Annotated in this window: 28 protein-coding genes; 4 read left to right on the top strand and 24 right to left on the bottom strand. The window is 68.1% G+C overall.

The features are described 5' to 3' along the window. Positions 1–414: 414 nt before the first annotated feature. From ACVXZ4_RS01420 to ACVXZ4_RS01400, 5 genes are read right to left on the bottom strand one after another with little or no spacing between them, the layout of a single operon-like run. Complete coding sequence (locus ACVXZ4_RS01420) at positions 415–1,326, bottom strand: NAD(P)H-dependent oxidoreductase (RefSeq protein WP_461796476.1); 912 nt, start codon at positions 1,324–1,326, stop codon at positions 415–417. Further along, the gene (locus ACVXZ4_RS01415; protein WP_461796475.1) at positions 1,323–1,817 is read right to left on the bottom strand and encodes a VOC family protein; all 495 of its coding nucleotides are present in this window, start codon (positions 1,815–1,817) and stop codon (positions 1,323–1,325) included. The genes ACVXZ4_RS01420 and ACVXZ4_RS01415 overlap by 4 nt, the downstream gene beginning before the upstream one ends. Next, positions 1,814–2,614, bottom strand: coding sequence for a class I SAM-dependent methyltransferase (locus ACVXZ4_RS01410; protein WP_461798035.1), 801 nt, complete (start codon positions 2,612–2,614; stop codon positions 1,814–1,816). The genes ACVXZ4_RS01415 and ACVXZ4_RS01410 overlap by 4 nt, the downstream gene beginning before the upstream one ends. Before the next feature lies 1 nt (position 2,615). Further along, the gene (locus ACVXZ4_RS01405) at positions 2,616–3,416 is read right to left on the bottom strand and encodes an alpha/beta hydrolase fold domain-containing protein (RefSeq protein WP_461796474.1); all 801 of its coding nucleotides are present in this window, start codon (positions 3,414–3,416) and stop codon (positions 2,616–2,618) included. After that, the gene (locus ACVXZ4_RS01400; protein WP_461796473.1) at positions 3,413–3,964 is read right to left on the bottom strand and encodes a quercetin 2,3-dioxygenase; all 552 of its coding nucleotides are present in this window, start codon (positions 3,962–3,964) and stop codon (positions 3,413–3,415) included. The genes ACVXZ4_RS01405 and ACVXZ4_RS01400 overlap by 4 nt, the downstream gene beginning before the upstream one ends. 93 nt (positions 3,965–4,057) lie before the next feature. On the opposite strand from ACVXZ4_RS01400, the gene ACVXZ4_RS01395 reads away from it, so the two are divergent. The 4 genes from ACVXZ4_RS01395 (at position 4,058) to ACVXZ4_RS01380 (ending at position 7,032) form a co-directional block, all read left to right on the top strand. Beyond that, the gene (locus ACVXZ4_RS01395) at positions 4,058–4,990 is read left to right on the top strand and encodes a LysR family transcriptional regulator (RefSeq protein ID WP_461796472.1); all 933 of its coding nucleotides are present in this window, start codon (positions 4,058–4,060) and stop codon (positions 4,988–4,990) included. A gap of 64 nt (positions 4,991–5,054) precedes the next feature. Then, positions 5,055–5,855, top strand: coding sequence for an IclR family transcriptional regulator (locus ACVXZ4_RS01390; protein WP_461796471.1), 801 nt, complete (start codon positions 5,055–5,057; stop codon positions 5,853–5,855). After that, positions 5,852–6,415 carry a carboxymuconolactone decarboxylase family protein gene (locus tag ACVXZ4_RS01385; RefSeq protein WP_461796470.1) on the top strand — a complete coding sequence of 188 codons (564 nt, stop codon included), beginning with the start codon at positions 5,852–5,854 and terminating at the stop codon, positions 6,413–6,415. The genes ACVXZ4_RS01390 and ACVXZ4_RS01385 overlap by 4 nt, the downstream gene beginning before the upstream one ends. Further along, a complete protein-coding gene (locus ACVXZ4_RS01380) occupies positions 6,412–7,032 on the top strand; it encodes an MBL fold metallo-hydrolase (RefSeq protein ID WP_461796469.1) in 621 nt (206 codons plus the stop codon). Before ACVXZ4_RS01385 ends, ACVXZ4_RS01380 begins: the two co-directional genes overlap by 4 nt. 128 nt (positions 7,033–7,160) lie before the next feature. Here the strand turns inward: ACVXZ4_RS01380 and ACVXZ4_RS01375 are convergent, their stop codons facing one another. The 19 genes from ACVXZ4_RS01375 to pcaH form a co-directional block, all read right to left on the bottom strand. Continuing rightward, positions 7,161–7,541 (bottom strand): nuclear transport factor 2 family protein, encoded by a 381-nt coding sequence (locus ACVXZ4_RS01375; RefSeq protein WP_461796468.1) that lies wholly within the window; start codon positions 7,539–7,541, stop codon positions 7,161–7,163. Further along, entirely contained in the window at positions 7,534–8,484 is a 951-nt protein-coding gene (locus tag ACVXZ4_RS01370; RefSeq protein ID WP_461796467.1) for a ketopantoate reductase family protein, read from the bottom strand. Before ACVXZ4_RS01370 ends, ACVXZ4_RS01375 begins: the two co-directional genes overlap by 8 nt. Beyond that, positions 8,481–9,470, bottom strand: a complete 990-nt coding sequence (locus tag ACVXZ4_RS01365; RefSeq protein ID WP_461796466.1) for a GlcG/HbpS family heme-binding protein — start codon at positions 9,468–9,470, stop codon at positions 8,481–8,483. Before ACVXZ4_RS01365 ends, ACVXZ4_RS01370 begins: the two co-directional genes overlap by 4 nt. Beyond that, a complete protein-coding gene (locus ACVXZ4_RS01360; RefSeq protein WP_461796465.1) occupies positions 9,467–11,500 on the bottom strand; it encodes a branched-chain amino acid ABC transporter permease in 2,034 nt (677 codons plus the stop codon). Before ACVXZ4_RS01360 ends, ACVXZ4_RS01365 begins: the two co-directional genes overlap by 4 nt. 54 nt (positions 11,501–11,554) lie before the next feature. Beyond that, a complete protein-coding gene (locus ACVXZ4_RS01355; protein WP_461796464.1) occupies positions 11,555–12,820 on the bottom strand; it encodes an ABC transporter substrate-binding protein in 1,266 nt (421 codons plus the stop codon). A gap of 84 nt (positions 12,821–12,904) precedes the next feature. After that, on the bottom strand, positions 12,905–13,726 hold the full coding sequence (locus ACVXZ4_RS01350) for an ABC transporter ATP-binding protein (protein ID WP_461796463.1): 822 nt from the start codon (positions 13,724–13,726) through the stop codon (positions 12,905–12,907). After that, complete coding sequence (locus ACVXZ4_RS01345) at positions 13,713–14,468, bottom strand: ABC transporter ATP-binding protein (protein WP_461796462.1); 756 nt, start codon at positions 14,466–14,468, stop codon at positions 13,713–13,715. The genes ACVXZ4_RS01350 and ACVXZ4_RS01345 overlap by 14 nt, the downstream gene beginning before the upstream one ends. Positions 14,469–14,554: 86 nt before the next feature. Next, positions 14,555–15,400 (bottom strand): fumarylacetoacetate hydrolase family protein, encoded by an 846-nt coding sequence (locus ACVXZ4_RS01340; RefSeq protein WP_461796461.1) that lies wholly within the window; start codon positions 15,398–15,400, stop codon positions 14,555–14,557. Positions 15,401–15,413: 13 nt separating this feature from the next. Next, a complete protein-coding gene (locus tag ACVXZ4_RS01335) occupies positions 15,414–16,289 on the bottom strand; it encodes a fumarylacetoacetate hydrolase family protein (RefSeq protein ID WP_461796460.1) in 876 nt (291 codons plus the stop codon). Between the two features lie 2 nt (positions 16,290–16,291). Beyond that, on the bottom strand, positions 16,292–17,077 hold the full coding sequence (locus tag ACVXZ4_RS01330) for an SDR family NAD(P)-dependent oxidoreductase (RefSeq protein ID WP_461796459.1): 786 nt from the start codon (positions 17,075–17,077) through the stop codon (positions 16,292–16,294). Positions 17,078–17,118: 41 nt separating this feature from the next. Beyond that, entirely contained in the window at positions 17,119–17,895 is a 777-nt protein-coding gene (locus ACVXZ4_RS01325) for an SDR family NAD(P)-dependent oxidoreductase (protein ID WP_461796458.1), read from the bottom strand. Positions 17,896–18,049: 154 nt separating this feature from the next. Further along, the gene (locus tag ACVXZ4_RS01320; RefSeq protein WP_461796457.1) at positions 18,050–18,178 is read right to left on the bottom strand and encodes a hypothetical protein; all 129 of its coding nucleotides are present in this window, start codon (positions 18,176–18,178) and stop codon (positions 18,050–18,052) included. Between the two features lie 148 nt (positions 18,179–18,326). Continuing rightward, complete coding sequence (locus tag ACVXZ4_RS01315; RefSeq protein ID WP_461796456.1) at positions 18,327–19,541, bottom strand: acetyl-CoA C-acetyltransferase; 1,215 nt, start codon at positions 19,539–19,541, stop codon at positions 18,327–18,329. Beyond that, positions 19,538–20,179 carry a CoA transferase subunit B gene (locus ACVXZ4_RS01310; RefSeq protein ID WP_461796455.1) on the bottom strand — a complete coding sequence of 214 codons (642 nt, stop codon included), beginning with the start codon at positions 20,177–20,179 and terminating at the stop codon, positions 19,538–19,540. Before ACVXZ4_RS01310 ends, ACVXZ4_RS01315 begins: the two co-directional genes overlap by 4 nt. After that, positions 20,179–20,958, bottom strand: coding sequence for a CoA transferase subunit A (locus tag ACVXZ4_RS01305; RefSeq protein WP_461796454.1), 780 nt, complete (start codon positions 20,956–20,958; stop codon positions 20,179–20,181). Before ACVXZ4_RS01305 ends, ACVXZ4_RS01310 begins: the two co-directional genes overlap by 1 nt. Further along, complete coding sequence (gene pcaDC, locus ACVXZ4_RS01300) at positions 20,951–22,132, bottom strand: bifunctional 3-oxoadipate enol-lactonase/4-carboxymuconolactone decarboxylase PcaDC (RefSeq protein ID WP_461796453.1); 1,182 nt, start codon at positions 22,130–22,132, stop codon at positions 20,951–20,953. The genes ACVXZ4_RS01305 and pcaDC overlap by 8 nt, the downstream gene beginning before the upstream one ends. After that, positions 22,129–23,502, bottom strand: a complete 1,374-nt coding sequence (locus tag ACVXZ4_RS01295) for a lyase family protein (RefSeq protein ID WP_461796452.1) — start codon at positions 23,500–23,502, stop codon at positions 22,129–22,131. The genes pcaDC and ACVXZ4_RS01295 overlap by 4 nt, the downstream gene beginning before the upstream one ends. Next, on the bottom strand, positions 23,489–24,043 hold the full coding sequence (gene pcaG, locus ACVXZ4_RS01290) for a protocatechuate 3,4-dioxygenase subunit alpha (RefSeq protein ID WP_461796451.1): 555 nt from the start codon (positions 24,041–24,043) through the stop codon (positions 23,489–23,491). The genes ACVXZ4_RS01295 and pcaG overlap by 14 nt, the downstream gene beginning before the upstream one ends. Continuing rightward, positions 24,040–24,792 carry a protocatechuate 3,4-dioxygenase subunit beta gene (pcaH, locus tag ACVXZ4_RS01285; protein ID WP_461796450.1) on the bottom strand — a complete coding sequence of 251 codons (753 nt, stop codon included), beginning with the start codon at positions 24,790–24,792 and terminating at the stop codon, positions 24,040–24,042. The genes pcaG and pcaH overlap by 4 nt, the downstream gene beginning before the upstream one ends. Between the last annotated feature and the right edge of the window lies 1 nt (position 24,793).

Below are 24,793 nucleotides of genomic sequence, written 5' to 3'. Positions count from 1 at the left end.
GTCGCATAGGCCTGCACCGGGTGGCAGCGCGCCGGGTGTGAGGCCGTTTCGTGCGCGCGGAGTGTGCGCTCACTGGCGAGAATGACATCCTCTTTGGCAGCGGGAGCATGCTTTTCTCGCCACTCACGGGCGCCGTTGCCCCGGACAGACTCCGCGAGATTCGACGCCCCGCCGGCTTGGTGGCGAGAGGGCCGGACCTCTTGACGGTCGCCGGAGTAATGCATCAGCTGGCTCCTGCAGAGGGGACGCCGGGGGTGCGAGTCCGGGTCCGACGCGGCGCACTCTGGAGTGCGCGCTCACTGGCGAGAAGAACACGCGGATGACGCCCCTAAAGGTGTACTTCTCGCCACTCACCGCACGCGGAGGTGCTCACCGCACGCGGAGGTGCAGCGTGTGACCCCGCCTGCAGGACCGCTAGCTTCGCGGCGAGACCGAGCGATCCCAGGCCGCCCACTCGCCCGCCCGGGCATCGATCTCGCCGCGCAGGCCGGCGTGCGTCGCCGCGGTGTGCTGCACCTCGCGAAAGTGGTCGAGTTTCTCGACCATCGACAGCACGGACTGATCCCGTCCGGCTGCGGAGAACTCCACCGAGACGGCGTCACCAGTGACCACGAACTCACCTCGGGCGCCGCAGCTCGCGCACTCCACACCCTCCGGCACGATCGCGATCACGGAAAGGTGGCAGACCGGGCAGACCCCCGGATCGCCCACATATTCCGCGTCGTCGTAGGTGCGGCCGAGTTGGCGCGCGACGCTTCGGCCGAGCTGCGCCGCCCGCTCGAGCGCGGCCCCATCCAGCACGATCGACGACGGGCTGCCGGCGCCGGCGAACTGCACCTGGTCAACGACGGCCAGCTGCATGGAGGCGGTCAGCGTGTGCATCAGAGGAAGGGCGAGCGTCTTCCAGTACGCGGGGATCGATCCGCCGACGGCGATGAACCCGCCGACCCGGGGCCGCAGCACGCGCTCGTCGATCGCGAACTGCAGCGGGATGTCCTCGCCGGCTGCGCGCATCCGCAACAGTTCAGAGGTGAAGGCGGCGTCGGCCTGGGGACCGGAGATCTTGTCGCCGAGCAACCGGAGCTTGCCGGGAACGGTGCGCGAATAGATCGGCGTCGAGACGATGAGGCCGTCGCTCTCCATCAGCCGATCCCAGAACCAGGCGCCGTCATCGCTGCCAGCCGTCGGCCCTTGGCTGAGTTCGAGGTCGTCGATGCGTACCATCTCCACGGTGGCGCCGGCTTCTTCGGCCGCCTTCAGGGAGGCCTTGAGCAGGATCTCTGCGCTGCCGCCGCGATTGCCCGCCGAGAGTCCAAGAATCGTCATATCGTCGCTCCGTAGATGCTTCCGTCGCCGAGGGAAGCCCACATGCCGAGCACGCCGGCGGTCGGTTGGTGGATCTCGATCGGATGCCCGAAGAGCGGACCGCCGCCGAACCAGTTGGCCACCGCGCCGCCGACCGAGGTGGTGAGCAGGGCGCAGCCCGCCGATTCGAGATGCGCGGTCTCGGTCGTGAGGTCCGTCGTCCGCCACGAAGTATGGCTGACCGCGCCGGGAGCAACGCCGAGCGCCGTTCGAAGGGACGGCGGCTGGATGTCATGGGCCAGGTTCAGCTCGAGGATGACCGGCCCCCACTGAGCGAAGGCCGCACTGTGGTCGAGTACCGCGGGCTCGCCGTCGAATCGGAACAGCCCGAGATCGACGTGCTCGATCACCCGAAACGGGCCGACACCGAGGAGCGCGGTCGCCTGGGCCATCGCGGCGTCCAGGTCGTCCACCCAATAGCCGATGTGGTGCAGCCCCCGGTTTGTGGTCACGGGCGCACCGCCGACAGCCAGCGGAAGGTGTTGACCATGGCGATCCGGCCCGTGGTCGGGTCGGTGAACGGCACGAGCGCGGCCTCGATCGCGGCCCCGACCGCCTGCGCGCCGACGTCTTCGACCGCTCGCGTTCCCCCGCCCGAGCCGCGCAGGCCGCGCACGGCATCCGCGGTGGTCTCGTAGCTCCAGGTGCATTCGACTTCGCCGCGGTCGAGCTCGACCAGCCCGGCGGCCCCGAGCGCCGCCTCGAGGTTGCCCGGTGCCGACAGTGCGTACGGCTGGTGGTCGGCGGAGCGTTCGGGCGGGCTCAGCCGGGTCATCGCGTCGTGGATCGCCGTGGACTGTGAGCGTTCGGGTTCCGCGAACATGCCGATCACCAGCCTGCCGTCGGGGCGGAGCGTTCTCGCCGAATCGGCGATCGCGGCGACCGGGTCCTGCGCGAATGGGAAGGCGTTCACGGCGGTGACGACGTCGAATGTCGCGTCCGCGAAGGGCAGAGTCTGCAGGTCTCCCAATCGAAGATCGGCGCCCGGCAGCCACCCGGACGCGATACCGAGCATCGCGGCCGACACATCGATGCCGGAGACAGTTGCCTCCCGCTCGGCGGCGAGTCGCAGCAGCAGCCCGGTACCGCAGGCCACATCGAGCAGCACAGTGCCGGCAGCGACCCCGGCCGCACCGAGCACGGCCTCGAACAGCGGCAGCGTGTGCGGCTCGCTGAAGAGCGCCCAGCCTTCCGGATCCGCGCTCCACAGCCGCTGCTGGATCAGGGCGGATGCCGACAGCGCAGTCACCTCAGGCAATTCGGGCTCCGTCGGACCCCGTCATCCGTTGCGCGAAATCGAGCGCCCGGTCGAGGATCGCGGCCGTGTCCACGACGCCGTTCCACAGGTGGTTCGCTCCCGGAACCGTCGTGAACTCGACCTGCACGCCCGCGCCGCGAAGGGCATCCGCGAGTGCCTCGCTCTGGGACACGGGCACGAAGGCATCGTCGAGACCGTGCGCGATGAGGAAAGGCGGAGCGGACTCATGCACGCGGTGGAGCGGGCTCGCCGCGCGCGCCGCGGCAGGAAGCTCAAGCGCCGTTCCCCCGAGCCATTCCGATTCACGGGTGAGAGAGAGCGTCTCCGGATCGGCCCGCTCGGCGAGAGCGACGAGGTCGGATGGCCCGTACCAGTCGATGACGGCGAGCACCCCCGAGTCGGACTCGAGAGCGACAAGGGCTCCGATCGTCGCGCCGGCCGATTCGCCCCAGACCACGATGCGTGAGACGTCGAGCCCGTGCTCCGACGCGTGCTCGCGGAGCCACGGCAGCGCGGCCCGCACGTCGTCGACCTGGGCGGGGAAGTGCGCCTCCCCGCTCAGCCGGTAGTCGACGGATGCCACGGCGAACCCGGCAGCGACGATGCGCCCGAAGGACTCGGCCGCGGTGAAGTTCGGTCCGAACACCCGCCTGCTGCCGACCCGCCATCCGCCTCCGTGCACGAACAGGATGACCGGTGCCGGCGAGGCCGAAGGCAGGTGGAGGTCGAGGGTGAGAGGTCGGAAGCCCGGAAGCTCGGCGAAGACGATGTCGCTGAGGACCTCGCCGCTCACTCCCCCATCCGCACATCTGGGCGGAACACGTGGCCGTACTTCTTGCCCGCCGTCATGAACTGCTCTCGGGTGGGGATATAGGGCACGGTCGGCAGGGTGGCCTCGGTGGTGGGCTGTCCGATGCCGTGGAAGAAGCGCTCGAAGCCACCGGTGTTCACTCCCAGGATCTTCGAGGGCCCCTCCATCTTGAAGGCATGCACGGTGAACGCGGGCACGAATCCGAAGTCGCCGGCCCTGAGCAGGCGCTCCTGCTTGAAGCCCTTCTCGTCATCCATCCACACCCGCACGGTGCCGTCGACGATATAGAAGATCTCGTGCACATCGGGGTGGTGATGGGGCGGGATCATGTCGCCGGCCGGCCCCTCGCAGGTGAAGACGCCGAACTGCCCCTGGGTCTCGTCACCAGTGAGCATGAGCGTGAAGAGGGTGTCGAAGACTATCGACTTCTCGCCCTCGCCCTGCTCGAGGAAGTAGGGGGCCGGAGTTCCGGGAAGGATGCCGGCGAATGGTGCGAGGGAACTATCGGTCTGGGGTGACTCGATCGTCATTTTCTAACCTCCTTGTTAGTGATGTCATCTACTTTCAGACCTTCTTCGCCAAGTATCCAGTTCGACCTGCCTATCCATCGTTAGGCTTGTCCTATGGATGTCCCGGTTCATGCCCTGCGATCGTTCTGCGTTCTCGCCGACGAGCTCCATTTCGGAGCCGCGGCTCGACGTCTCAACATCTCGTCCCCCTCACTCAGCCAGCAGCTGTCCCGCCTCGAGGAGAATGTCGGCGCCCGGCTGTTCGACCGCAACTCTCGCCGGGTCACCCTGACGGCGGCCGGTCTCGAACTCCTTCCGCTCGCGCGGCGGGTGCGGGACACTCATGACGACGTGCTCGACTGGGCGCGGGCACGGGCCATCGGCCAGGACGGCGTGCTCCGGGTCGGAGTCGTGGCGGCCGGCGCCGGAGCGCTCACGACCGCCGTCATCATGAGCGCCGTGCAGCAGATGCCGACCCTTCGCCTCGAGATGCGCCGGCTCGGCTTCTTCGATGCCCCCACCGAGCTCCTCGCCGGGCGCGTCGACGCTGTCTTCGTACCGGGCCCGCTCGCCGCCGACCCGGCGCGCATCCGCTCGACCACGCTGTGGACCGAACCCCGCGTGCTGGTCGTGTCGTCCCGCCATCGGCTGGCCGGTCGTGAGTCGATCGGCATCGCCGAAACCTCCGAAGAGACCTTCGTGGCGGCATCCGGAGGCGATGCGGTCGCCGTCGACTGGTGGCTCGTCGACCCGCGTCCGGACGGCAGTCGACCACGGCGGGGTCCGGTGGCCGACGACATCGATGGCCTGCTCGAGCTCTGCGCGGCGGGGGTTGGCGTGAATATCGCCGCCGCTTCGGCCGCCACGCATTACCGCCGCGACGACCTCGCCTTCGTGCCCATCGTCGACATCGAGCCGGCCACGATCATCCTCTGTACCCTGGTGCGCCCACTCACGCCGGCAGCGCAACAGTTCGAGGCCATCGCCCTCGAGGAGGCACGTCGGGCCCGGGAGGGGCAGCTTGCCGCCGAACTCTCTCCGCGGTAGGCTACTTTCAACAGACGAAACTCTCTTTCATGTGCCGTCTGTCAGGAGCGAGAAAGGGGATCCGGTGGTCGACGACGACTCAGCCTCCGCAGGCAAGTCCGGCAACCAGTACCGCATCGAGTCTCTCGCAAAAGGGCTCCAGGTGCTGAAACTCTTCGACGAGAACACCGTGTCGCTACGGTTGCGGGAGATCTGCGACCGCACCGGGATCCCGATGCCCACCGCATTCCGGATCGTGTCGACGCTCGAGGAAGACGGCTTCCTCGATCGCACCGCCGATGGCGACCTGCAGCCCGGGGTCTCGGTGCTCACGCTCGGCTCCGCCGCCCTTCGCGGGTCGAGCCTTGTGCAGGTGAGTGAACGCCCGCTGCGGCACCTCGCCGAGGCCACGGGCGAGACCGTGAACCTGGGCATCCTCATCAATGACCAGGTGCTCTACCTCGCCCGGCTGCGCAACGCCGACCTCGTCACCGCGAACGTGCAGGTGGGATCCACGCTGCCCGCCGTCTACACCTCGATGGGCAAACTGCTGCTCGCCTTCCTCACCGAGACCGAACTCGACGCCCGCATCGGGTCGCACTCCTTCCTCGGCGGCGCGGGACCCAACGCGGTGACCTCGCGAGAGCAGTTGGATGCCCGGCTCGCCACCATCCGTGAGCAGGGCTATTCCATCCAGGACCAGGAACTGGCGCAGGGCCTTCGCTCCGTGTCCGTGCCGGTCTATGGGCGCGAGACGGTGCCGGTCGCCGCGATCAACATCGCGGTGTCGTCGTCTCGGCACGACGTCGAGTCGCTGCGGGGTCCGCTGCTCACCCAGATCCGCGAGACTGCAGCCGACATCAGCATGAGGCTCAAGGCGCTGTGAGGCTGCCGCGCCTTCGTCCCGCAGACCTCGACGACGAACAGCGGGCGCTCTACCGGGAGATCACCGAGGGTCCCCGCGCCCACCGGCCGCAGCACTTCGCACTGACCGCCGAGGACGGCTCGCTCAACGGCCCGTTCAACGCGTTCCTCTTCGCCCCCGGGATCTCGCGATCTCTCCAGGCGCTGGGTGCGGCGGTGCGCTACGAGACCAATCTGTCGGACCGCGAACGCGAGCTCTCCATCCTGGTCGTCGCCGCGCAGTGGGGCAGCGGCTTCGAACGTGAGGCCCATGAGGCCGTCGGCCGCGCCGCCGGCCTCACCGAGTCTGAACTCGACTCCGTGAGACGCGGCGGAATACCCGACCTTACCTCGCCGAGGGAGCTCGCGGTCGTGCGCGTCGTGCACGCCATGACGCGCGGCGATGTCGACGACACGGCCTGGACACAAGCGGCGGCGGTTCTCTCGCGCACGACCCTCGTCGAGCTCTCGACTCTGGTCGGCTACTACTCCACCCTTGCCCTGCAGCTCCGCGTGTTTCGCGTCGATGAGAGGAAGCAATGAGAATCACCCACTACGGCCATGCCTGCGTGCTCGTCGAAACGGCGAGGGCGCGCATCCTGATCGATCCCGGCACCCTGTCGACCGGATTCGAAGGCCTTCGAGACCTCGATGCCGTGCTGATCACCCACAATCACGACGACCACCTCGACCTTCCGCGTGTGACCGAACTCCTCGCTCACAACCCCGGCGCGATCGTGCTCGCCGACCCCGAGAGCGCCGATTCCCTGCCCGCGCGAGCGGTGGGGCAGGGGGATCGCATCGAAGCAGGTGGCACGATCATCGAGGTGATCGGGGAATCCCACGCACCGGTCTTCGAGAACTTCCCCGGCAGTGCCAATGTGGCGTATCTCCTCGACGACGGAGCCTTTTTCCACCCGGGAGACTCCTTCGAGCTGCCGGAGGTGCCGGTGGACGTGCTCGCCCTGCCGATCAGCGGCCCCTGGATCAAGCTGGGTGAGGCGATCGGCTACCTGCGAGCGATCGCCCCCCGCGTGGTCCTGCCGATTCATGAGGCCGCCTGGGCGGATCTCGGGATGCCGCACTCGATGATCCGCAATTTCACTCCGGAGGGCACCGAGTTCACCCCCCTCGAGCGAGGAATCTCCACCGAACTCTGACGGCTGTCGATCGGCTCGTCATCGGCGGCGGTGCTGCCGGGGCGTCGGCAGCGACAACCGCGGCCCGAACCGTGCGCGGGTGCTGGCTGCCCCGTCTGGGGAGGCGCTGCGATTCCGCTGACCTCGGCTCAGAACATCCCGTGGCCACCGGTGGTGGACTCCGGCACCGGCTGCAGCACATCCCAGTGCTCCACGATCAGGCCGTCGGCGAGCCGGTAGAAATCGGCCACTGCGAGCTCCGGGCGGCCCGGGGGCTGCGCCCGCAGGTGGATCGCGGCGAGGTCGCCGTCCACCACGATCCGCTGCACCTCGAAGCTCGCGCCGTCGGCCGAGAACATCGGGGCGAGGAAGGCGATCGCCGCCTCCCGGCCGTCACCGATCCCGGGATTGTGCTGGACATAGTCCATGGCGACAAATCGGCTGAACGCGGCCGGCACATCCCGTTCGGTGTAGAAGAGCCGCGCGAAATGCTCGATGATGGCGCGATTGCCCGCTGTCAGATCACTCATGACGACTCCCTCTGCCGTGTGCTGGATCGCCGAGCCACGACCTCTCGATTCCCCGGATGACCGCCACCATGGTCTCGTGCAGAGGCGTCGGGACTCCGACCGCCCGTCCCGCGGCCACGATACCCCCGTTCAACACATCGATCTCGGTGTGGCGGCGGGCGGCGACATCCTGAAGCATGCTGGCCCGATGCCCGTAGGCGTTCGCCACGGCGTCGTCGATCATGGCACGCGGATCGCTGTCGAGGGTGATCCCGAGGGCCGCGGCCACACGCTCTCCCTCGTCGATCAGCGCATCGACGATCGGTCGAAGCGAAGGGTCATCTCCGAGCTGGCCGACGCTCAGGCCGGTCATCGCCCCGAGAGCGTTACCCGCCGCGTTGAAGACGAGCTTGGTCCACTGGGCGCCGCGCGCGTCGGCCATGGCCCGAGTGGTCATCCCGGAACGGTCGAGCATCTCCGCCAACGCTGAGACTTCGGCCATCGAAGCGGGCTTCGGCTCGAAGGGGCCGAGCCAGGTGCCCCCGGTTGCGTCGAAGCGCACGACCCCCGGCGCGGTCAGCGCCCCGGCCGCGAGAGTCGTTCCGCGGATGACCCTCGGCACGAACTCGGCGATGATCTCTTCGTTGCCGATGCCGTTCTGCACGCTCGCGACCGCGGCATCCGCGAAGATCCCGGCGGTGGCGGCGAGGGCGGAGCGGGTGTATTCGGACTTCACCGCGACGATGCCGAACTCGCAGGGCGGGATTCCGGCGGGATCGACGTGCGCGCGGACGGTCGATCTCAGTCGCGCCTCTCCCGTGAGCTCGAGCCCGTCACGGGTGATCGCGTCGACCTGGGCGGCCGAGACGTCGAATGCCCAGACCGTCACGTCATCGAGTTGGGCGAGGTGCGCAGCGAAGAGGCTTCCGATGGCGCCGACACCGACGACGCAGACGTTCGTCATGCCATCCCCGCGACCGCCGCCATGGCGATCGCGGCACACACCTTCGGTGCGACCCCGGCGACGCCGAGCCCGCCGACCACCCGGCCGTCTTCCTCGAGCGGGATCCCGCCGGGTGAGGCGAGTACGGCAAACGGCAGCGCGGCACCCAGCTGGGTCAGCACCGCGAGATTGCCATAGTGCTCGGCGAGGGTCTCGGTCGGCGCCTGGAAGGTCGCTGCGGTCGCGGCGAGCGCGAGCGAGACGAAGGCGGCGGCGGTCGCGGCGCCATCCATCACGTCCTGCTGGATCGGGTCGCCACGGTGGTCGACGAGAGCGACGGCCACCCGTAGGCCGCGCCGGGTCGCCTCGGCCATCACGGCATCCGACAGCCTCACCGCCCAGTCGTGCTCGAACTGGGCGGATGCCGGCGGCGCCTCGGTCATGCCGAGGCCTGTGGGAGCATCCGCCGGAAAGTCGCCGAAGGACCGCGCCCAGCGCGCGTAGTCGTCACCGTGCTGGCCCACGTACGGCAGGCCGAGCGCGTAGTGGATGAGGAGGTCTTCCGGGTTCGCCGGGCGCCCCTCGGCGATCATATTCTCCGGCGCGATCCCGGATGGGAAGAACGGACTGACGGTCGCCCCGGATGCGGCGATTCCCGCGATCACCTCGTCGCCATCGAAGACGGGCATGCCCCCAGCCCCCGGGAACAGCGCCTCCGGCGATGCCGTCTTGAAGCCCTGCTCCACCGGAGCTGAGACGAAGTTCATGCGGGTGAGATGTTCGGCGCTCGGCACCTGCTGGGTCGCCGAGATCCACGCTTTCGACCTCGCGCGCGCCATCCCTCCCGCGCCTCCACGGTCGAGCCGTGAGGTCGTGACGAGAGCGCCGCTGGCCCCGACCACGGCGATCCCCCCGCGGAGTCCGAGCTGTTCGGCCTTGTCGATGGCCCGCTGCACGAGCGCCCGGGCCTCGGTGAGGCCGATGTCGCGGGTGCGTCCCCGTGTCATTTTCCGGCCTTCCCTGAGGCGAGCACGGGCGCCGGCACGAAGGGCCGCACAGTCTTCACCGGGAAGACGCGATCCCGCAGTTTCACGAAGCGACGAGCGAGGCCCTTCTCCCCCGCGAGTTCGCTCGCCACCCCGTTGGGGTTGGCGATCGCGGTGACGGCCAGCGCGATGCCGGCGACGATCATCTGGTACTGGCCGATGTGCAGCACGTTGTCGAGGAACGAGACGAAAAACCCGTCGGAGGCGAACATGAGGCCGGCGATCACGGCGCCGGCGATGCGCCCGATGCCCGCGACATAGGTGATTGCGAGCACGCTCAACGACGAGAACACCGCGAACGACGACGACGAGACGGTGCCCTGCTGGAAAGCGAGCAGCCCTCCACCGATACCGGCGATGAACGACGAGAGCGCGAAGGCGTAGAGCTTGAGCGGGGCGACCCGGATGCCGACATAGGCGGCCGCGCGCTCGTTGGACCGCACCGCGATCATCATCCGCCCGGTGGCCGAGTTGCGCAGCCGGGCGACGCAGTAGCCGATGAAGACGACGATCACCAGGAGCAGCGCCCCGAACGTGATCGTCGGGTACACGGTGCCGTTCGAGATGCCGAGGTTCAGGCCGAACAGCGACGGCGGAGCGACCTTCCTGCCGCCCAGACCGCCGGAGAACCCGACATTGCTGAAGACGAGAGCGTCCATCGCGGCGGCGGCGGCAAGGGTCACCACCGCGAGGCTGACGCCGCGCACCCGGAGGGCGGGAAGCCCGATCAAGATTCCGAGCGGCACGACCAGCAGCGCACCGAGGATCAGCGAGAACGGGAAGGGGATGCCGAGATCGCCGCTGAGGTGACTGAGGATGAACGCGCCTACTCCCACGAACGACATCTGGGCGAGAGAGACCTGGCCGATGAACCCGCTCAGCAGCACAAGCGAGAGGCAGATGCAGGCGGTGATGATCGACGACATGAAGGCGGCGCGTAGCGACCCCTGGAGGGCGACGAGGATGACCAATCCAACGGCGAAGGTGATGATCGAGGTGAGCAGTGGGCGCGATGGTCGCCCGAGTTTGGGATTGCGCCAGCTGCCCGAACTGCCACGGGCTCCGAGGCGCCTTGCGCTGATCGTCATGGTGACGAGGATGATCACGAAGGGCAGTCCGTCGGAGAGCCCCTGCTGCGGGAGCCAGGTCCAGATGGTCTGGAGCTTGATGAGCTCTGACTGCACGATGCCGAGGCCGAGGCCTGCCCCCGCCGTCCACCAGAACGACTGGAACCGGCCGATCAAAGCGGCCCCGAGGGCAGGCACCACGAACAGCGTGTACGAGGTCGGGTCGAGCGAGGAGATCGGAGTGATGAGGATGCCGGATCCGGTGGCGATCAGGCTCGCGATCACCCAGTTGCGGCCCGCGATCGCGGTCGGGGATATCCCGATGAGCGCGGCACCGGTCTCATTCTCGGCACTCGCCCGGGTGGCGAGGCCGAATTTCGTGAAGCGGTAGACGACCAGCAGCGCCGTCGCGACGACGACGACGATGCCGGCGAGGTAGAGCCGGTCCGAGGGGAAGGCGATCCCGGCGACTCGGAGGGGAGTACTCGGAAGGATCGGGGAGGTGGCGAGGGAGGTGGTGCCGAAATTGAGCACGGCCACGGCCTGCAGGTAGAGCATCACGCCGACCGAGGCGCAGACCTTGGTGAGAGGTGCCGCGCGCAGCAGCGGACGGTACACCCCGAGGAAGAGCAGCAGTCCGAGCCCTGTGCCGTACACCAGCGTGATCACGAGCGCGGGACCGAGGTCCATCGGAGTCTGCCCGGGGGTGAGTTGAATCTCATGCGGGAGCACGATCCACGGGAGTTCGAGAACTCCCGTGGATCGCAGGTTGACGAACACGTACGCGCTGAACATGGCCACGGCGCCGTGAGCGAAGTCGATCACGCCGGTCGAGCGGTATTTCAACACCAGGCCGAGTCCGAGCAGTGCGTACACCGACCCGGCCCCGAGCCCGAGGAGCACGAAGAGCAGGAAAGCACTCACGAGCGTTCGTCACATCCCTAACTAATTGGTCGGATACCGCGATGAGCGGTGGGGTCAGTTCTTCGGCGTGTAGTACGTGCCCGGATCGACGAACTCCTTGGAGGCCACCGTCGGCACTCCACCCTTGATCTGGCGGATCTGCTGGAACGCATTGCAGACGGCCGTCGCTCCGGCGAGTTGCTTGCCGTCGCAGGTGTACGGGTGGCCCATGAAGTTCGCGTGATCACTGCCCGTGGTGAAGGCGGCGAGGATCTTGTCTTTCGTCAGGTCGGCGGTGCTGAACTTCGCCAGGGCGGCCTGCACGTTTATCACGGTCTGGAAGCCGAGAGCGGCGAGCGAGTCGAGGGCGATATCCGCCGGGGCGTACTTCTTGAGCGCGGCGAGGTAGAGCTTGGTCTCGGCGGTACCGGCACCGGGGTCGAGCACCGGTGAGGCGAAGTAGAGTCCGTCTGCGCCGCCATTGGCTCCCTTGATCGCCGCGGGCGAGGTGCACGGGTCGATGCCGAGGATCTTGGCCTGGTTGCCGAGCTGCTTCAGCGAGTTGAGGATGTTCGGGCAGGCCGCCGGCGCATCGACGTAGATCACGTCGGGGCTTGCGCCCACCGCGGTCGCTACGGCGGCGGACACGTCGGACGCGGTCGGGGCGATCGCGATCCTTGTGATCTTGGTGATACCGGCGTTCGTCATGGTCGGGATGATCGCGCCCTCGGCCGACGCGGTGCCCTGGGTGTCGGAGGTGTAGATGACTGCAGCCGACTTGGCCCCGAGGGTCTTCGCTGCGTAGACGGATGCCGCCGCGTTGTCCGCGGTGGATACGCTCGAGAAGATCACGGCGTTCTTGCTGTTCTGCTCGACCGGGGTGAATGGGACCCCGCCGAGGTAGGCCAGATCGGCGCGCTCCCAGACCGGGATGGCACCGGGTGCTCCAGTGTCGGCACCGCCGAGGATCGCGACGGGCTTCTGGTCGAGAATCTGGTTGGCACAGCGCTGCGAGGTCGCGGGGGATCCGTCCGTCGCGCAGGAGACGATCTTGATCGGGTGTCCACCGATGCCGCCCTTGTATTCGTTGACGTACTCGGCCGCGGCCTTTTCGGCCAGCACGACCTCCGGGAAGGTCACCGGGCCGGATTCGAGATTGAGGACTCCGAAGACGATCGGGGTGCCGGTGGCTTTGTTGGGAGTTCCGAGTGCGGATGACGCGGTTCCCGTGTCGGAGCCGGTGGGGGTTGTCGCGGTCGTCGAGCACGCCGCGAGGGCGAGGCTGACGCCGAGGGTGAGGGCGACGATCGTCGCACCTCGGGTCTTTCCATTGATTGCCATGTCACTCCTTCGTTGCAGTACGTGTGGCGCAACCTCGCCCGACGGGTGAGGTTCAAGCGAGCCCCCGATCAGAGGGGCTGCAGGCTAGGGGGATGCCGTCGGTTTCTCCTCGGTGGCCCTCTTCTTGGTGGCCCTTTTCTCGGTGGAGGCAAGGGCCGCGACCGCGTCGGGGTCTCCGAAGTAGGAGGCTTCGATGAGCTGTTTGCTCGATCTCAGCTCGTCGGTCTTGCCCTCGAGCACGATGCGACCGTGGGCGAGCACGTAGGCGCGGGAGGCGACATCCATCGCAAGGGCGACGTGCTGCTCCACGACGAGCACCGCCGTGTCGAGCCGAAGTGCGATGTCCTGGAGCACCGGGAGCAGTCGTTCGACGACGACGGGGGCGAGACCGAGGCTCATCTCATCCACGATGAGCAGCCGGGGCCGGCCGACGAGCGCCCGGCCGACCGCGAGCATCTGCTGCTCGCCTCCGGAGAGGAGACCGGCCTTGCGGGAGAGGCACTTCTTCAGCTCCGGAAGGAACTCGAGCACCTGCTCCTCGCTCTCGTTCGCGTGGCCGCGCACACTGGCGACCCGCAGGTTCTCCCGGGTGGTGAGATCGTGGAAGAGCGCGCGGTCTTCGGGCACGAGGGCGACGCCGTCCCGTGCGAGCCGATGCGCCGACCGTCCCGCCGTCGACGCCCCGAGCAGCGAGATCGTGCCGCTCATCGGCTTCACGAGACCCGCGATCGCCGAGAGAGTCGTGGTCTTGCCAGCGCCGTTCGAGCCGAGAAGGGCCACGATCTCTCCCCGCGCCACGGTGAGGGACACCTCGCGCACGACGGCGAGCCCGTTGTAACCTGCCGACATCGCCGAGAGCTCGAGTACGTGCTCCGAGACCGCCACGGCCGCGTCACGCTTCGACATTGTGTCCTCCGAGGTAGGCCTCGATGACCCGCTCGTCCTTGCGGATCTCATCGGGGGTCCCGCTGGCGATCACCGTTCCGAAGTCGATGACGAAGATGCGGTCGCAGACGCCGAGCACCAGCTCCATGTCATGGTCGACGAGCAGGACGCTCACCCCGTGGCCGGGGAGGGAGCGCAGGCGCTCGCCGAAGGCGATGCTCTCGTCCGTGTCGAGGCCGGCCGCCGGCTCGTCCATCAGCACGAGCCGCGGGCGCTTCGCCAGGGCCCGCGCCACACCGGCGAGCTTGCGCTGGCCGTGGGACAACTCGCTCGGAAAACGGTCGAGCACCTCACCGAGGTCGCAGAGCGCGGCCGCCCAGGCGATGTCTTCGACGCCCTTTGGCCGGCTCGGCGCCACCAGGTCGGAGAGCATGTTCAGAAAGGTCGGCTGCTCGGCGGCGACCTGAAGGTTCTCGAGGATGGTGAGGTCGTCGAAGAGCTCGACGGACTGGAAGGTGCGCAGCAATCCCCGGCGGGCGACGGAATGCGGGGCGAGCGTGTCGAGGCTCTTGCCTTCGAAGAGCACCGAGCCACCCCGGTTTCGGATGGCGCCGGTGAGGGCATCGATGAACGAGGACTTTCCGGCACCGTTCGGGCCGATCAATCCGACGATCTCGCCCTCGTCGATCGAGAGGGAGACGTCGTTGACCGCCACCACGGCTCCATAGGAGACGCGGAGCCTATCCACTTCGAGCAGCCGCATCGTTGCGCCTTCGGGTCGGTAACTTTCATTCTTCGAAAGCCACTTTTATTTTCTTGATTTGAAACTAACGGGTGATCCGGAGGCTGTCAATCGGCGGATCTCGACACGAACCGGGTCGTTATCGAACCGATTCCTTCGATGGTCGACACGAGCACGTCCGCGGCACCGAGGAATCGCTTCGGCGTGCGGGCGTTGCCGATGCCCGAGGGAGTGCCGCTGAAGATGATGTCGCCAGGCAGCAGGGCGCAGATCGCCGAGAGGCGCACGATCAGCTCGGGAACGTCGTAGATCATGGCGGAGGTCCTCGAGTGCTGCAACGTCTCGCCGCCGATGTCACAGCTGATCTCGAGGTCTGCCGGATCGGCGAACTCGTCCGGGGTGACGAGCCACGGTCCGGTCGGGCCGAAGCCGGCATACGACTTCCCGAGGCTGAACTGCGGGCGGCTGCCCTGCATCTGAACGTGACGCTCGGAGAGGTCCTGACCGATGGTGAATCCCGCGATGTGACGCCAGGCATCCTCGCGCGCCACCCTCTGCGCGCGCCTCGAGATCACCACGACGAGCTCGACCTCCCAGTCCACGAACTCGCTCGGCAGTTCGACCGTCGCTTCCGGGCCGGTGAGACACGTGGGGAACTTGGTGAACGTGACCGGGGTCGAATCGCTCGGATACCCGGCCTCCGCGGCATGCTCGGCGTAGTTCACGCCGATCGCGAAGACCTGGGCGGGACGCGGAACCGGCGCATCGAGCCGCGCGACATCGAAGGGTTCCGCCCCCGAGCGCACTCCGGCCGCCCACGCGACGAACTCGTCCCACCGGCCGTAGAGGGCCTGCGGGTCGGATCCGAAGGTGCCGCCGCTGGCGCGCTCGATGTCGACCGCCCCCTCGGGCAGTACCAGCACGGCCCGGCCGGCGAGATTCGCCAGCTTCATCGGATGCCCCGACTCACCAGTCGACCCGCTGCGGGGCCGGCTCGCCGTGGGCCTCTTCCCAGCTCACCACGTGGTTCTTGAGCACCCCGATGCCAGTGATCTCGGCCTCGATCTGGTCTCCGGGCTGCAGGTAGAAGTCGAACGGGTTCGGCTGAACCGCCGCGACGCCCGAGATGGTGCCGGTGGTGATGATGTCGCCCGCGCTGTAGATCTGCGGCGAGTGGTACGCCACCAGGTGGGGGAACTTGATGCGGGTCTGGTTGGTGTTGCCCTGTTGGCGCACCTCGCCGTTCACCCGCAGTTGCATCGGCAGTTCGTGCATGTCGGGCACCTCGTCGGCGGTGACGATCCACGGGCCGATGGGGCAGAAGGTGTCGATGCCTTTGCTGAACGAGAACACCCCCGACTCCATCTCCTTCCGCTGGATGTCGCGAGCGGTGATGTCGTTGAAGACCGTGAAGCCGGCGATGTAGTCGACAGCCTCGTCGGGCCCGAAGAACTTGCCGGACTTGCCGATGATGATTGCGAGTTCGAGCTCGTAGTCGAGCTCCTGCGTGAGGCCCTCCGGGTAGACGATCGCGTCATCCGGCCCGATTATGGCGTCGACGTTCTGGAAGAACACGATGCCTTTGTGCACCGGATGCGACCAGTCCACAGCCTGCAGTTCTTTGTGGTGATCGGCGAAGTTGCCCGCGGTGTGGAAGAACTTCTTCGGCCGGATGGGCGCCTCCAGCTTCACGTCGGAGTAATTCAGACGCTCGCCGGTCTCGATGACCTGGCCACCGCGCTCGAAGTATTCGCGCGTTGAGGGCACGTCCAGTTCGATGACGACGCCCTCTTCCAACTCGAGTCGACCCACGCGGCCGTTGTCGAAGGTGATGAGTTTCATCTTTAGGCTCCTACCATGTTGAATCCGCCATCGGCGAGCAGGTAGCCGCCGGTCAGATGTGCTGCCTCTTCCGTCGCCAGCCACAGGCAGGTGCCCGCGACGAATTCGGGAGGCGGGATGACACCCATCGGCGTCTGGGAGATGAGGGTCTCCCGGCGACCGGCTTTCCAGTCCGCGCGATTGAGCAGCCGCTCGGTCTCCATGAAGCCGGGGGCGAAGGTGTTCACGCGCACCGCCGGGGCGAGCACCTTGGCGTACGACTTCGTGATTCCGAGGATCGCGTACTTCGCCGCGGCGTACTGCGGCGCGCGCGGCGATCCGCGCACGATCACCGTCGAGCCGACGTTGATGATGTTGCCGCCGTTCGGTTGTTCGAGCATCCGCTCGCCGAACTCGTGGGTCATCAGCAGCGTGCCCTTGACGTCGATGTCGATCACGGCATCCAGCGCCTCCTGGGTGAGCTCGCGCCAGGACATCTGCTCGCTTGAGACATCCCCGACATTGTTCACCAGCACGTCGAGAGTGCCGAACGCGGCCCACACCTCGTCGGCCATCTTCTTGATGGCCTCCCAGGTGCCGATGTTCGCCTGCACGGTGATCGCCTCGCCACCGATCGCCTCGATCCGCTCGACCGTCGCCTCGGCTCCGGCCTTCGAGGAGTTGTAGTGCACTGCGACCCTTGCCCCCTCCTGCGCGGCGCGAAACGCGATCTCGGCCCCGAAGCCGGTTCCGGCGCCCGTGACGAGCACGGTCTTGCCTTCGAAGCGGGGGAAGATCTGTGGACTCATGATGATCTCTTTCGTTGCGGGGAACTGGTGAGTGTCGGTGGTCAGACGAGGGTACGGCCGCCGTCGATATAGAGCACATGTCCGGTGATGAACTGCGCGTGGCCGGAGGCGAGGAAGAGCACGGGGCCCACTACCTCGGCCGGCACGCCGAGTCGCCCGGCGGGCACGAGCTTCACCAGGCCCTCGCGCACCCCCGGCTTCGCCAGGTAGTCCGCGGTGAGCGGCGTCTCGATGTAGCCGGGTGCGACCGCATTGACGGTGACGCCCGAGCTCGCCCACTCAGCGGCCATCACGCGCATCATCTGGTTGAGGCCGCCCTTGGATGCCGCGTAGGGGCCGTGGTTCTTGTGGGCCAGCTGCCCGGAGACCGAGGAGAAGACCACGATGCGGCCCGTGCGGTTCGCCACCATGTGGCGACCCGCGGCCTGCGCGACCCCGAATGCCGTGGAGAGGTTGGTGCGCATGACCCGCTCCCACTCGTCCTCCGTGAAGTCGAGCACCGGCCGCCGGTCGTTCATGCCGATGCAGTGCACGAGCACATCGAGGCCGCCGAGGGTATCGATCGCCGCCTCGACGAGTCGTGCGCCCGCTCCAGCCTCCGTGAGGTCTGCCTGGAGGGTGTGGATCGAGCCTTCCGTCGCTAAGGCGTCCAGCCGGGACTGGTCGCGATCCACGATCACGACCGTCGCGCCGGCCGCGACGAATCCGAGTGCGCAGTCGGTACCGATGCCCCCGGCACCCGCGATGAGGACTCGCGCTCCGGAGAGTCCGAGCCAGTCCGCCCCCACCGGAACCCCGGGGTGTTCAATCGTCTGCACGCCGCTTCCCAACTTCGGTCACTTCACTGTGTGAAAGTCGTTTTCGTTATATGAATGTACAGTGATCGGCATGGGAATGTCAACGTAGACACGAGCGATTCGGCGGCGCGCCGAACGCACCGCCAGTCCAGTGTCTTCAAAGAGCCGGAAGCGGTCAGGCGGCGAGGGCTGCGGCGATGGCGGCGGCGGCAGCGGCAGCGGCAGCGGCAGCGGCAGCGGCAGCGGCAGCGGCCGAATCGTGCGGTATCTCGCGAGCGAAGCACCCCGCGTCCACCTCAGTCACTGGGAGACGTAGGCGCCCAGATTTCCTCCCCTTGGCCCGCATCCCGCCGCGAGTGGGCAAAGGTGGCTCCATGCGTCTCGAAATGGCGCCACTACTGCCCACTCGCGCGCTTTTCTCCACGCATCACATACTCGATATTCGGTCGAGGCTAGGCGCGCTCGAACACCGCCGCGAGGCCCTGGCCGCCGCCGATACACATGGTCTCGAGCGCGTACCGACCGCCGCTGCGCTGCAGCTGGCGCGCGAGGCCGGCGAGGATGCGCACGCCCGTCGCGCCGATCGGATGCCCGAGAGAGATGCCTCCGCCGTTGACGTTCGTGCGCTCCCAGTCGGACTCCGCGAATCCCCATTCGCGAGTGACCGCGAGCACCTGGGCCGCGAAGGCCTCGTTGATCTCAATGAGGTCGAGATCCTTCAGCTCGAGTCCGGCGCGATCGAGCGCGAGGGCCGTGGAGGGGACGGGACCGAGGCCCATACGAGTGGGGTCGACGCCGGCCCGCGCCCAGGACACCAGCCTTACCAGGGGCGTCAGCCCGAGCTCGGCCGCACGCTGCGGCGTCGTGACGATGCAGGCCGCCGCCGCGTCGTTCTGTCCACTGGAATTGCCCGCGGTGACGGTGGCGTCGGGATCGCCTTTCGTCACCGGTCGGAGAGCGGCGAGCGTTTCGAGGGAAGAGTCGGCCCGCGGATGCTCGTCGGTATCGACGATCACATCGCCCTTCCGCCCGGGCACGGTGACCGGCACCATTTCGTCGGCGAAGAGGCCGGCCCGCTGCGCCGCGACCGCGCGCTGGTGGGAACGCAGCGCGACCTCGTCCTGTTCCTCGCGGGAGATGCCGTAGTCACGCCGCAGGTTCTCCGCGGTCTCGACCATGCCTCCCGGTGTCGGATAGAACCTGCCCCCGGCCGTGACGCGTCCGCGGCTGAGGGCGTCGTGGAGCATCAGCCCGGCACCCGTGACGCCCCGCCGGCCCTCGACGGTGTAGAGCGGTGCATTGCTCATCGACTCCACGCCCCCGGCGATGACGAGTTCGCTCGCCCCCACCTGGATCTGCATCGCGGCGTCGATCACGGCCTGCAGGCCGGAGCCGCATCGACGGTCGACCTGGTAGCCGCCGACGGTCACCGGAAGGCCGGCGTCCAGCGCTGCGACCCGGGCGATCGGCGGAGCCTCGGACGAGGGATACCCCTGGCCGAAGATCACATCGTCGACGGATGCCCCGTCGATCGCCGTTCGAGCGACAAGCTCTTCGATGACCCGCGTCGCCAGCGATAGGGCGGACACGGTTGCGAGAGATCCGCCGAACCTCCCGACCGGGGTGCGCAGCGGCTCGCAGATCACCACCTCCCGCAGCTCGGTCATCGGTCGAGCGCGATCGTGAGGGGTGCGCCAGTCGCCGCGATGACCTCGTCGACGGTGACCCCCGGAGAGGTCTCGACGAGCACGAGCCCCTCGGGCGTGACGTCGATGACCGCGAGCTCCGTGATGATGCGGTCGACGCAGCGCACGCCGGTGAGCGGAAGGCTGCACGTCTCCACGATCTTCGCCGAGCCGTCTTTCGCCACGTGCTCCATGAGCACGATCACGCGGTCGGCTCCGTTGACGAGGTCCATCGCGCCGCCCATACCCTTGATCAGCTTGCCCGGCACCGCCCAGTTCGCGATGTCGCCGGCCACCGAGACCTGCATCGCCCCGAGCACCGCAGTGGCTATCCGGCCTCCACGGATCATGCCGAAGCTCGCCGCGGAGTCGAAGTACGACGCCCCCGGGAGCACCGTCACCGTCTCTTTGCCCGCATTGATCAGCTTGGGATCCGCTTCGCCCTCCCACGGGTACGGCCCGACCCCGAGTATTCCGTTCTCGGAATGAAGCACGACGGTCACCCCATCGGGGATGAAGTTCGGGATGAGCGTCGGCAGTCCGATGCCGAGGTTCACATAGCTGCCGTCATGCAGCTCGAGAGCGGCCCTCGCGGCCATTTCGTCACGGGTGAGTGGCATCAGTTGTCGCCTCGCTGTCGAACTGTCGTCTTCTCGATGGGCAATTCGGTCGCCTGCTCGGGCGTGAGCTGCACGATGCGGTCCACGTAGATCCCGGGGAGGTGCACCTGGTCGGGGTCGAGCTCGCCTGGCTCGACGATCTCGTCCACTTCGGCGATCGTGATCCGGCCGGACATCGCGGCGAGCGGGTTGAAGTTGCGGGTCGACTTCTCGAAGACCAGGTTGCCGTGGCGGTCGCCTTTCGCGGCACGCACGAGCGCAAAGTCCGCCCGGATCGCCTCCTCGAAGACGTACTCTCGCTGCTCGCCGAGCGACCCGAGCACGCGGGTCTCCTTCGCCGGGGACTGCACGGCCACCGTGCCATCCGCTGCGTACCTCCACGGCAGTCCGCCCTCGGAGACCATGGTGCCCACCCCGGTGGCGGTGAAGAATCCGGGGATGCCGACACCGCCGGCACGCAGCCGCTCGGCGAGCGTGCCCTGCGGAGTCAGCTCGACCTCGAGCTCGCCCCCGAGATACTGGCGCGCGAACTCCTTGTTCTCGCCGATGTACGACGCGATCACCCGGTCGATGCGACCGGCCGAGAGGATCTCGCCGAGCCCCCAGCCGTCGACGCCGCAGTTGTTCGAGATGACCTCGAGGTGATCGGTGCCCTGAGCGAGCAGTGCCCGGATCAGCACGATCGGCACTCCAACGAGTCCGAAGCCGCCAACCGCGATCATCGCTCCGCTCGGGATGTCGGCGACGGCCTCCGCCGCCGATGCATAGGTCTTATCCATGGGTCTCCTTCGTGTCGATTTCGGCAAAGACGTCGCGCGCGATGGCCAGCGCGCGATTGGCCGGCGGCAGCCCGGCATAGAGCGCGGTGTGCAGTATCACCTCGGCGATCTCGATGCGGCTGAGACCGTTGGTGAGGGCGGCCCGAACGTGCATCGCGATCTCGTGCTCGTGACTGCCGGTGACAAGGCTGGCGAGGGTCGCGATGCTGCGCTCCCGCCGGGACAACTCCGTGCGGCTCCAGACGTCGCCCCAGGCGTAGCGGGTGATGAATTCCTGGAAGCTGGCCGTCTCCGCGGTGATCTTCGCCTCCGCCGCATCGACGTGGGCATCCCCGAGCACCGCCCGCCGGGTGCGAACCCCGCGCGAATACAGGTCGTCACCCGACGCGAGCAGGTCGGCGAGGATCCGAGCGGCCTCGACGGGCCTCTCGATGGCGGCGAGGTGGGAAGCGTTCGGGATCTCGACGTAGTGCGCGCCCGGTATCTGCACGGCGAGGTGCGCGACGGCGCCTGGCGTCGTCACGGGATCCTCGCTCCCGCCCACAGCGATGGTCGGCACGGCGATCGCCCCGACATCGGCCGTGCGGTCGAAGTGGGCGAGCGCTCCGCAACAGAACGCGTAGGAGGCGTCATCGGTCTCGGACAGGTCGTTCAGGATTGCGGATGCCACGGCAGGCTGCCGCGCGATGAAATCGCCGGCGAACCAGCGGGCCGGGGTTCCGGCGACGAGCGAGGGGGTGCCCTGGCTGGTCACCTGGGCGACGCGATCGATCCAGGTCTGCTCGGTGCCGATCTTCGCGTCCGAGCAGAAGATCCCGAGGCTGAGCAGGCGATCCGGATGGCGCAGGGCGAGCTCTATCCCGACGGCGCCGCCGAGAGAGACGCCCGCGTAGTGGAAGCGGCCGCCTCCCGCCTCATCGACGAGCCGCAGCACCGCATCCGCCAGCTCCCCCATGGTGAACGGCTCCGTCGCGGCCGGGCTCGCCCCGTGCCCGGGCAGGTCGAATCGCAGGACGCGGGTCGCACGGCGCCCACCACTCGCCGTGAGCGCGGAGACCGCCGGGCTCCAGAGGGAGCTCGTCGTTCCGAGGGACGGACCGAGCACGAGTAACTCGCTCGACGCGCTCGAGGGGTCGGCCGGATCGATCGTGCAGCGGATAAGGGGAACGGTCATCGGGCGCTCCTCGCCTGGTGTGGTGAAGCCTGGTGTGGTGAAGCTTGGTGTGGTGGAGCCTGGTGTCGTGACGCCTGGTACCGGGCAAGGGCGGCGTCGACGATGAGGTCGGCGGTTGCGTGGATCGACTCTGGCGACAGGTCCACGACGCGGCCGTCGAGTTCGGCCGCGAGTGCCGCCCCGAACGACAGGTCGGCGGTGGTCAGCTCGATGGCACGAGCGACGACGACGGCCGCCGCGGCCCGGCCGAGATCGGGCACCAGCTGGGAGGTGGCGTGTTCCGCCCAGGCGAGCCCGCCATCCGAGTCGACGGTGGCACGCATCCGCTGGGTGTCTACAGACAGCGCCGAGAGGAAGACCGCCGTCGCGGCACTGCTCTCCACCGCTATTCGCAGCAGCGAGCGGAGCGCGAGCCATTCGGCGTGCCAGGCCCCGGCCGGCCGTTCGTCTTCCGTCGCGAGGCTCGAGAACACCGTCGCGAGTAGGCCGGGCGCCTGGAGGGCGGCCGATCTCACCAGCACCGCGGCCGTCGGGTTGCGCTTCTGAGGCATGGCCGACGACGCCCCAGCGGAGCCCTCCGACAGCTCGCCGATCTCGGTGCGCGCGAGCACGAGCGCGTCGGTCGCGACGCGGCCGAGACAGCCGATCACGAGGGAGAGGGCGGAAGCGAGGGTGGCGACGATGCTGCGCTCGGCCTGCCAGCTGCGCTCGGGGTCGGCGAGCCCCAGCCTGCCCGCGAGCGCCGCGCGGAGGCGGGGGCCGCTCTCTGCCGACCCGCCGAGATCGGCGAACGCGGTTCCGGTGCCGACGGCTCCGGCGAGTTGAACGGGCAGGGCGAGGGCGTCGAGGGAGGCCCGGGCGGCTTCGACTCCGTCCAGCCAGGAGGCGGCCTTCACGCCGAAGGTGATGGGGGCGGCGTGCTGGGTGAGCGTGCGGCCGACCATGAGACTGTGCCGATGGGTCTCGGCGAGGACGACGAGGCGTTCCGCGGAATCGGCGAGAGACGCGGACACGAGGCCGATGGCCCGCGTCGCGACGAGCATGAGGGCACTGTCGAGGATGTCCTGGCTCGTTGCACCGCGATGCACCCAGTCCCCGGCACCTGCATGGCTCGCCTCGGCTTGCGTTCGCAGCTGGGCGACCAGGGGGATGACGGGATTGCCGCCATCGCGGTTGCCGCGGGCGATCTGCCCGAGGTCGAGGTGCGACACCTCGAACGAGACCTCGGCGACCAGGTCGGGCGCGTCACCGATATCGTGCCAGGCCAGCATCAGCGCCCTCTCCACCTCGACCAGCGCCGCGAGCACGGCATCGTCGTCGACGCCCGGTGTCGCCAGCGGGTCGAGCAACCCCCAGTCACGCACCCGCATCGACTCCGTAGTCGAAGAAGACCGTTTCCTGCTCGCCCTGAAGCCGGATGTCGAACCGATAGCTCGCATCGCCGTCCGGCCGGGCCACCAGGGTCGCCCCGCGGTCACCGAGCCCCTGCAGCGCGGGATCGGGGGCATCGTCCCCGAAATAGGCCCGGGTGAACAGGTGGTGCAGAAGGCCGCGCGCGAAGATCGTGACCATCACATAGGGCGATGAACCGGCGCGCATCGGCCCGGGCTTCACTGTGGTGAAGGAGTAGTGGCCACCGTCGTCGACCGCGGCCCGGCCGAACCCGGTGAAGGTGTAGCCGTCGCGGTGGAGGCTGCCGCGTTCGGAGACGACCGATCCCGCGGCATCCGCCTGCCAGATCTCGACGAAGGCGTCGGGCACCGCCTCGCCGGCGCCGTCGAAGACGGTGCCGTGCAGCCGGATCGTGCCGGGAGCGTGGGGAGGCAGCAGTCGGTCTCCCCCGTCGTAGGGGAGTGCATATCCGAAGAACGGACCGACGGTCTGCGACGGGGTCTGGTGAAGGTCAGTCATCGATCGTCTCCTTCCTGCTCCATCCGGGTCGCCTTCGACCCGGTCAGCACGATATTCCAACGGTAGCCTGTCGCCCACTCGGGCTGGGTCACCTCATGGTCGTAGGTTGCGACGAGTCGGTCCCGGGCGGACTGCTCGGAGATGGACTGCAGGATCGGATCGAGGGGGAAGAGCGGATCCCCCGGAAAGTACATCTGCGTCACGAGACGTTGCACGAACTGGTCGCCGAACAGCGAGAAGTGGATGTGCGCCGGCCGCCACGCGTTGCGGTGATTCTTCCAGGGGTACGGGCCGGGCTTGATCGTGACGAAACGATAGCTGCCGTCGTCTCCGGTGACCAGCCGGCCGGTGCCCGTGAAATTCGGATCGAGCGGAGCCGGATGCTGGTCGCGCTTGTGCACGTAGCGTCCCCCGGAGTTGGCCTGCCAGACCTCCACCAGCTGGTTGCGCACGGGTCGGCCGTCACCGTCGAGCACGTGCCCCGTGACGATGATCCGCTCGCCGAGCGGTTCACCGGCGTGCTGGATCGTGAGGTCGCTCTCGTTGGCCGCGACGTCGCTGTGTCCGTAGACGGGAGACACGAGTTCGATCACCTCGGGATCCGTCCTCACCAAATCGTGGAACGGATGGCGCAGCGTGCTGCTGCGATACGGGGTGAAGCCGCGCTCGGGATGGCCCCGCGAACCGTCCGCGGCCGCATGGGCCGCCGCGATCTCGGCCGAGATCTGCGCCTGGGTGGGGAGTTCCATG

Source organism: Lacisediminihabitans sp. FW035, from assembly GCF_054880895.1.
The sequence above is the reverse complement of the archived record's forward strand: the minus strand, read 5'-3'. Positions and strand labels throughout refer to the sequence as shown.